The 8,995-nt window shown below is 65.1% G+C and carries 5 protein-coding genes; 3 read left to right on the top strand and 2 right to left on the bottom strand.

What is annotated here, in order from left to right; genetic code table 11:
- Both AUR66_RS16205 and AUR66_RS16200 read right to left on the bottom strand, forming a co-directional pair.
- A partial coding sequence (locus AUR66_RS16205) for a methyl-accepting chemotaxis protein (RefSeq protein ID WP_058573262.1) occupies window positions 1-2,156 on the bottom strand: 2,156 nt, incomplete at its 3' end.
- Window positions 2,153-3,331, bottom strand: a complete 1,179-nt coding sequence (locus AUR66_RS16200; protein WP_058573264.1) for an ABC transporter substrate-binding protein — start codon at window positions 3,329-3,331, stop codon at window positions 2,153-2,155. The genes AUR66_RS16205 and AUR66_RS16200, both read right to left, overlap by 4 nt.
- Window positions 3,332-3,660: 329 nt before the next feature.
- On the opposite strand from AUR66_RS16200, the gene mutS reads away from it, so the two are divergent.
- From mutS to AUR66_RS16185, 3 genes are read left to right on the top strand one after another with little or no spacing between them, the layout of a single operon-like run.
- Entirely contained in the window at window positions 3,661-6,345 is a 2,685-nt protein-coding gene (mutS, locus tag AUR66_RS16195) for a DNA mismatch repair protein MutS (protein ID WP_058573263.1), read from the top strand.
- Complete coding sequence (mutL, locus tag AUR66_RS16190) at window positions 6,342-8,492, top strand: DNA mismatch repair endonuclease MutL (protein WP_058573261.1); 2,151 nt, start codon at window positions 6,342-6,344, stop codon at window positions 8,490-8,492. Before mutS ends, mutL begins: the two co-directional genes overlap by 4 nt.
- A gap of 27 nt (window positions 8,493-8,519) precedes the next feature.
- Entirely contained in the window at window positions 8,520-8,822 is a 303-nt protein-coding gene (locus AUR66_RS16185) for a hypothetical protein (RefSeq protein ID WP_058573260.1), read from the top strand.
- Window positions 8,823-8,995 lie beyond the last annotated feature (173 nt).

Genomic DNA, 8,995 nt, shown 5'->3' with positions numbered 1-8,995 from the left:
ATCGACGCGACTTCTTCGGTCGATGCGGCCTGTTCGTCGGTCGTCCGACTGATTTCGTCGACGCCGGCGTTCGTCTCGCGGACGTTTTCGACGATGGTGTCGAGTGAGTCGTGGGCGTCTCCGACGGCGTCGACGCCGGTTTCGACGGCGTCTCTCGTCTCGCGCATCTCTTCGACGGATGCCTCGGATTTCGCCTGCACACCCGCGATGGTCGCCGCAATCTCCTCGGCGGACTCTTTGGTCTCGCCGGCGAGTTGCTTGACCTCGTTGGCGACGACGGCGAAGCCTTCACCTGCCTCGCCTGCGCGTGCCGCCTCGATGTTCGCGTTGAGCGCGAGGATGTTGGTCTGGTCGGCGATGTCCGTGATGAGTTCGACGATGTCACCAATCTGCTCCATGTCGGATTCGAGTTCCTCGATGCGGCGGACCGTGCGTTCGGTCTGTGACTCGACTTGCTCGATGGTGTCGATGGCGTTCGACGCCGCGTCTCGACCGTCTTCGCTCGCTTCGAGCGTGTGCGTCGCGGTCTGTTCGAGTTCGCTCGCGGACGACGCCACCTCTTCGATGGTCGCAGAGAGGTTGCTCGTCTCGTCGGTGGTCTGGTGGATGCGTTCTTGCTGTTCGTGGGCACCCTCGGCCATGACCTGCGTGGACTCGCTGACCTGTCTGCTGGCGCGTTCTATCTCCTGTGCACTCGCAGTGACCTCTTCGGACGCCGCGGCGACCGTCTCGGCGAACGACGCGACTTCGGCGATGGTCGCTTCGAGTTGGTCGGCCATCTCGTTGAACGACTGCGCCATCTCGTTCATCGCCTCGTTGTCTGCGTCTTCGGCCATCCGGCCGGTCAGGTCGCCATCTGCGGCCTCCGACATGATGTCACTGAACTCCTCGGCTTTCGATTCGAGTTCCGAGATGAGGGCTTCCAAGTCGTCGTGCGTGCGACCCATGGCTTCACCGAACGACCCGGGGACGTCTTCGTCGAGGACTGGGTCGTCGAAGTTCTTCTCTGCGAGGGCCTCTGCTTGGCCTGCGACCGTCGTCAGATACGACTGCATCGAGGCGAACGAGTCGTAGAGTCTCCCCATCTCGTCGATTCGCGTGGTCTGTGGCACGTCGCCGTCGACTTCCCCGCTGGCGATTTCGTCGGCGTTCTGCGCCACGGCGGCGAGTGACCGGGCAGTTCCACGGCCCATCGTCAGGCCGACGAGGAACAACGACCCGATAGCGAACGCCAGCAGGATACCGACGTTCTGCGAAACCTGCGATTGCAGTGCGAACGCTCGGTCGGCCGGCACGTGATACGTGAGCACCCAGTCGGTGCCGGTGATAGGCGCGTACGCCATCGCGTACTGGCCAGACTCCATCCCGGTGCGCGCGGAGACGACGTCGTACCCGCTGTGCCCGTCGAGGCCTTCGTCGATGGCAGAGATGCTCGACCCGTCGAGTGCCGTGTACTGGTCGAGGAGCGACGACTTTCGGTTGTCGAGGAGGATGGTCCCGTCCGCGGAGACGACCTTCACGTCACCCGTCGCGAAGGGCGACGAGAAGTCGTGTGACCGCGCTTCGACCGACGCGGTCAAGACGACGAACCCGTTGGTCTCCGCGACGGGCGCGACGAACGCGACGACAGGGTCACTGTCGGTCTCGTACGGTTTCGACGTGGTCGCCGACGCGGACTGTGCGAGTTCCGCAGCGCGGTCTGTCCACGGGGCGTCGATGTCGTCGAGAGACTGACCACTCGCGCCGTCGGTCGTGCTGGCGACGACAGACTGCGAGTCGGCGTCGACGTAGTGGAGCGACCGAACGTCACCTGGGAGTTCGATGAGTTTCTGTTCGAGCCATCGCTCGTGTGCCGCCGCCGAAGTCGTCAACGGTCGTTCACCGAGTGACTCTGCGAGGAACGTCGCAGAGGACTGCTTCGAGGCGGTCCAGTCGGCCACAGAGCGTGCTTCTGCCTCTGCGATACCGCGAATCTCTTCTTCCGTCGTCGATTCGACGGCTGCCTTGGTGTCGAAGTGGATGAACACGCCCACCGCAGACATGACGAGAACGATGGCGAGGAGGGCGACGCCGAACTTCGCCGCGTAGCGCCGGCGAATCACGTTCGGGAGCAGTCGTTCGAGCGACCCAAGCAACCGCGAGAGCGGCGAACTCATTGGCCACCTCCGCTCTGGAAGAACTGACGCTGTAAGAGTTCTAACTGCTCGACTCGGCCGTTGTTGACGTGTTCGACGATGTACGAACTCAGGGGTTCGAGCGCGTCGGTCAGGTCGACACCGCTCGCGGCACCTTGATAGTTCACGCCGCGACCAGCGTCCGCGAGCGAGCGAACGCGGTCGAACTCGCCGACACCGACGGTGTGTCCGGAACCACCGGAGACAGACCGAATCGAGTCGGCGATGGCGGGGCCACTGGCCTCGCCGGCGTGTTCTGCGGCCGTCGCCATGAGGAAGAGTGCGTCGTAGGCGTTCGCCGCGTAGGGCGCAAGCGGCGCGATATCGGAGAGTCGTCGTGAGAGTCGGAAGTACCCCTTGGTCTGGACGGACGAGAGCGATGCGCTGTAGAATCCCTCGTAATGCGAGGGAATCTCGCTTCCGAACATTCCGGCCGAGAACACCCACGGCGTGTGGTAGTCGGAGGCGGCGTACGCGTCGAGGACGCCGTGTTCCTGTCCGGGAACGCTGACGAATCCAACCGCGTCCGGTGACCCGGCGAACACCTCGTCGATGACACCGTCGAAGGAGTCCGCGGAGGGGTCGTAGGCGACGTTCGCGGTGACCGCTGCGTCGAGGTTCGCCTCGACTTCCGCGGCGAGGTCTGACCCGAACGCGTTGTCGACGGCGAGGAGCGAAACTGAATCGGCGTCGACGTACTGCAACGAGTCGAGAATCTTCGCCATCGCGATGGCCTGCAGGATGTCGCTGGGGACGGTCCGGCCGAAGAACTTCCGGCCGTTCTTTCGGCCGGCGTCGGTGAGTTGCGGGTTCGTACTCGCCGGACTGACTTCCATGATTCCGTCTGCCGCCGCCTCTGGGGCGAGTGCGAGTGAGGCGTCGCTGACGAGTCCGCCGACAAATCCGACGACACCCTCGTCGACGAGCGTCTGGTATCGGTCGAGTGCTACGTCGGGACTCGCTTCGCTGTCGAGTGCGGTCAGTTCGACTGGTCGACCGAGGACGCCACCGGCATCGTTGACGTCGGCGACTGCTTGTTCGACAGCGCGCTTCCCGTGGGTGCCAACCTGCTCCAGTGCACCACTCAACGGGAGAATCGCTCCGAAGCGGACGGGTTCTGCACGTTCAGCGTCGAGCGTTCCAACACACCCGGACAACGACCCGAGTGCCGCGGCACCACCTGCCGCGCGAAGGAACCCTCGTCGATTGTACGAGAGAGTCACACTTCGTCGGAATATTCACCCACATATAATTTTGGGCCGCCGGTTATCAGACGCTATATTTTGGGACATGCTATTGCTCTTCGTTCAGAAATATATACACTTGGTAACAGAAGTCATGGGTGCGTGCCACAATCCCACAGTTCGTGGCAGTGCTGTCTGAGTACGCAACGACGCGACACAGTGACCGCGAGCGATGTGGCGTCGACGTGGGTGCACGACTGACCATCGTAGCGTTTTATCCGCCCGCCCACCCACGTGCGCACATGACTACTCAGGGAATCGTCGGACAGTTCCTCTCGTTGAAAGAGGAAACCGACGCCGACCTGCTCGCCATGCAGTGTGGTGACTTCTACGAGTTCTTCGCCGAGGACGCCGAAACCGTCGGGCGCGAACTCGACCTCAAGGTGTCACAGAAGTCGTCGCACGGGTCGTCGTACCCGATGGCGGGCGTTCCGTTGAACGACCTGACGCCCTACCTCAAGGCGTTGGTCGAACACGGTTATCGGGTCGCCGTCGCCGACCAGTACGAGACGGAGTCGGGTGACCTCCGCCGACGTATCACGCGCGTCGTCACGCCGGGCACCCTCCTCGAAACCTCGCGGTCTGACGCGCAGTTCCTCGCCGCCGTCGTAACCGGAAGGGACGGTGTCGGCCTCGCGTTCGCAGACATCACGACCGGACAGTTCCTCGTCACCGAGGCTGCAACCGTCGACGACGCCGCTGCCGAACTCTATCGCTTCGCGCCGGTCGAAGTCCTCCCCGGACCCGACGTCCGTTCTGACGACGAGACACTCGCCCGACTCCGCGAGGCCACGGACGCGTCGTTCTCTCTGTACTCTACCGAGGCGTTCGCACCGGGGCGCGCCCGTCACGCCGTCCGCGAGCAGTTTGGTGAATCCACCGTCGACAGTGTCGGTCTGGACTCCGAACTGGCGACCCGCGCGGCGGGCGGGATATTGGCCTACGTCGAAGAGACGGGCGCTGGCGTCCTCCGGTCGATGACCCGTCTTCGCGTCTACCACCCGAGCGACATGCTCGAACTCGACGCGACCACGCAACGAAACCTCGAACTCACAGAGACGATGCACGGCGACCGCTCGGGGTCGCTGTTCGACACGATAGACCACACCGTGACCTCGCCCGGTGGGCGTCTCCTGCGCGAGTGGTTGACTCGCCCCCGACGCGACCAGCGTGAACTCTCGCGCCGACTCGACGCCGTGGAGTCACTGGCATCTGCCGCACTCGCCCGCGAACGTGTCCGCGAGGTACTCGACGGTGCGTACGACCTCGAACGACTCGCCTCACGGAGTGCGTCGGGGACTGCTGGCGCGAACGACCTACTCTCCGTCCGCGACACGCTCGAAATCCTGCCGGCGCTCACCGACGCAATCGAGGGGACCGAACTGGCCGACACGCCACTCGCCGACGTCGTCGCCCGCCCCGACAGAGACGCCGCGGCGACCCTGCACGCAGAACTCGCCGACGCACTCGCCGACGACCCGCCGAAGACGGTGACGCAAGGCGGCCTCTTCCAGAAAGGCTACGACGACGAACTGGACGAACTCATCGAGCGCCACGAGTCGGTGAAGTCGTGGCTGGACACGCTCGCAGACCGCGAGAAACGCCAGCACGGCCTCTCGCACGTCACAGTCGACCGGAACAAGACCGACGGGTACTACATCCAGGTCGGCAAGTCCGTCGCCGACCAGGTTCCCGACCACTACCGGCAGATAAAGACGCTCAAGAACTCCAAGCGGTTCGTCACCGACGACGTCGAAGAGAAAGAACGCGAGATTCTCCGCCTCGAAGAGGCCCGCGGGGACCTCGAATACGACCTGTTTCGGGACCTCCGCGAACGCGTCGCCCAGCACGCCGAACTCCTCCAAGACGTCGGCCGTGCTCTCGCCGAAGTCGACGCACTGGCGTCGCTCGCGACCCACGCCGCCGGCAACGGGTGGACGCGACCGGAACTCACCGAAGCGGGGCCACTCCACATCGAAGCGGGACGCCACCCCGTCGTCGAGACGACGACCGAGTTCGTCCCGAACGACCTCCACATGGACCGCGACCGAGGATTCCTCATCGTCACCGGGCCGAACATGTCCGGGAAATCGACGTACATGCGACAGGCGGCGCTCATCACGTTGCTCGCGCAAGTCGGGAGTTTCGTCCCCGCTCGGTCGGCGACTATCGGCGTCGTAGACGGCATCTACACGCGCGTCGGCGCACTGGACGAACTCGCACAGGGCCGGTCGACGTTCATGGTCGAGATGCAAGAACTCTCGAACATCCTCCACTCGGCGACCGAAGATTCGCTCGTCATCCTCGACGAGGTTGGCCGCGGGACGGCCACCTACGATGGTATCTCCATCGCGTGGGCGGCGACGGAGTATCTCCACAACGAGGTCAGAGCGAAGACGCTCTTCGCGACCCACTACCACGAACTCACGAGTCTCGCCGACCACCTCGACCGGGTGGCGAACGTCCACGTCGCCGCTGACGAGCGAGACGGCGACGTGACGTTCCTCCGCACCGTCGTCGACGGGCCGACCGACCGAAGTTACGGGATTCACGTCGCCGACCTCGCCGGCGTGCCGCGACCCGTCGTAGACCGAGCGACGGACGTGCTCGACCGCCTCCGCGACGAGAAGGCTATCGAGGCGAAGGGGTCCGGGTCGTCCGAACCCGTGCAAGCGGTCTTCGACTTCGGGAGTGGAGAGATGAAAGCCGCGAACGGCGGTGGCGGCACTGGCGGGAGTCCCGCAAACGGCACGGCCCAGAACGGCGACGTTGGCGCTGTCACCGAGACAGACGACGGTCCCACGCTCGACCCGGAGATGGAGGCCGTCCTCGACGAACTGCAATCGACTGACGTGAACGCCACCTCGCCGATAGACCTGATGGCGAAGGTGCAGGCGTGGCAGTCGAAACTGGAGGGTGACGAATGACGAGCATCCAGCAACTCGACGCGAAGACTATCGACCGCATCGCCGCCGGTGAGGTGGTCGAACGGCCCGCGTCGGTCGTGAAGGAACTCGTCGAGAACAGCCTCGACGCGGACGCGACACGCGTCTCCGTCGCTGTCGACTCCGGCGGCGTCGGCGGCATCCGCATCCGCGACGACGGCGTCGGGATGACCGAAGACGAACTCGAACTCTGCGTCCGCGAACACACGACAAGCAAGATATCCGACATCGAAGACCTCGAAGCGGGTATCGGAACGCTCGGGTTCCGCGGCGAAGCGCTCCACACCATCGGGGCCGTCTCGCGGATGACCATCCGGTCGAAACCCCGCGGCGGCGACGTGGGAACCGAACTGCGATACGAGGGCGGCGAGGTGGAGTCGGTTCGCCCCGCCGGATGTCCCGAGGGAACCGTCGTCGAAGTCGACGACCTGTTCTACAACACCCCCGCCCGGCGCAAGTTCCTGAAGACGACGGCGACGGAGTTCGACCACGTCAACACCGTCGTCACACACTACGCCCTCGCCAACCCGGACATCGCCGTCTCGCTGGAACACGACGACAGAGAGGTGTTCGCCACCGAGGGTCGCGGCGACCTGCAATCGACCGTCCTCTCGGTGTACGGCCGGGAAGTCGCCGAGTCGATGGTGCCAGTCGAACACGAGACGCCCGGTGCCTCCGTCAGTGGCCTCGTCAGTCATCCCGAGACGACGCGAAGCACCCGCGACTACCTCTCGACGTTCGTCAACGACCGCTACGTCACCGACCGCGTCCTCCGAGAGGCCGTCCTCGACGCTTACGGCGGCCAACTCGACGCCGACCGCTACCCGTTCGCCGTCCTCTTCGTCGACGTTGCGCCCGACGCCGTCGACGTGAACGTCCACCCGCGGAAGATGGAAGTCCGGTGGGACGAAGAGGCGCAGGTCAAACGCGACGTGACGGAAGCGGTCGAAGACGCGCTATTGAACCACGGACTCGTCCGTTCGTCCGCGCCGCGCGGCCTCTCCAAAGCAGACGAGACGCCTGTCGCACCCGGTGATGCGGGCGACGAAGGGGAGACCGACCCACACGACGTTCGTGAGACGGTCGACGCAGATGCTGACGACGGCGATGCGGACACTCACGACCGACCGACGGCCCGAGACGTTCAATCGGCGCGTGAAGACAAACACGTCTCTGCCGATTCGAGCGAGTCGCCGTCGTCGCCCTCGGGAGACACGTCGTCGACTCCCGAACCGTCACCATCGTCGTCGCAGTCGACACCGCCGACACCGCCGCGTGAGTACGACCTCGCCCCCGGACCGGAGACGACCGAACAGTCGTCGTTCGACGCCGAGGCTGGTGGTTTACCGGGATCGGCGTCGGAGGCGTCCGCAGATGCCTCCGGTTCGTCCTCGGATTCGTCGCCGACTCCGAGTGATGCCTCTCGGGGCCAACCGAGACGCATCACCGCGCCCACGACGCAACGGGACCTCTCGGGCGAGGAAGCGTCACTCACGCCCGAGTTCGAGTCGCTGCCGTCGATGCGAATCCTCGGCCAACTGCTCGACACCTACATCGTCGCCGAAACGAGCGAGGGACTCGTGCTCGTCGACCAACACGCCGCCGACGAACGCGTGAACTACGAACACCTGAAGGGCGACGTCGAGGGCGACACGCCAACGCAGGCACTCGCGGAACCCGTCGAACTCGAACTGACGGCGCGCGAGGCCGCCCTGTTCGAAGAGTACAGTGACGCGCTGGCACAGGTCGGGTTCCACGCCGGGCGGACGGACGACCGAACCGTCTCGGTTCGGACCGTCCCGGCCGTCTTCGACGCCGCACTCGACCCCGGACTCGTCCGCGACGCGTTGACCGCGTTCGTTCGCGAGGAGGCCGACGGCGGCCAGCAGACGGTCGACGCCGTCGCCGACGACTTGCTCGCCGACCTCGCGTGCTACCCGTCTATCACCGGCAACACCTCGCTCCGCGAGGGGTCGGTCCTCGACTTGCTCTCTGCGCTCGACGCCTGCGACAACCCGTACGCCTGTCCGCACGGCCGACCCGTCGTCATCGAGTTCGACCGCGAGGAAATCGAGGCACGCTTCGAACGCGACTACCCCGGTCACGGTGGCCGGCGCGCAGAGGATTGAAGTCAGGGTGCGGTGACGTGTGAGGCGATGAACCCACTCGTCTTCTTGGGAATCCTCTTCGGGCCCCTCGTTCTCGTGGTCTCGTATCTCTTTACCGCGGCGACGGGTCCGGGCGTCCCCGCGTGGGCGGCGTCGGTCGGTGGAGCAGTTCGGCTGTACGGGACGGCGCTGGCAGTCGTCGTCGGCCCGTTGGCGCTCCACGTCGACCGACTCACACTCGCGCGACAGTCCGACTGGGTCCCTTCTCCTATTTATTACCTCGTGGCCGTTCCGTTTCTGAGCATCCCTATCTCGGTCATCTACCTCGTCCGCCGGTTCACGTCGGCCTGAGTCGCTCCGATGGGCGCAGTGCTGTTCGTTGCACCCCCGAGCAGTCGCGCCATTCGACGGCAACGCCGGAGGTTTATACCGCGCCTGCGAACGCCCTGCCATGACAGACCTCGTGACCTTCGGCGAGACGATGCTCCGCTTGTCGCCGCCGCGTGGCGAGCGACTCGAGACGG

The organism is Haloferax profundi, from assembly GCF_001469865.1.
GTDB lineage: Archaea > Halobacteriota > Halobacteria > Halobacteriales > Haloferacaceae > Haloferax > Haloferax profundi.
Note: the sequence above shows the minus strand (reverse complement) of the source record. Positions and strands in the feature narration are given on the sequence as shown.

Bases quoted from the DNA above. Each gene is read 5' to 3' on its own strand.
- mutS (WP_058573263.1), top strand. From the start codon at position 3,661: ATGACTACTCAGGGAATCGTCGGACAGTTCCTCTCGTTGAAAGAGGAA.
- mutL (WP_058573261.1), top strand. From the start codon at position 6,342: ATGACGAGCATCCAGCAACTCGACGCGAAGACTATCGACCGCATCGCC.
- AUR66_RS16185 (WP_058573260.1), top strand. From the start codon at position 8,520: ATGAACCCACTCGTCTTCTTGGGAATCCTCTTCGGGCCCCTCGTTCTC.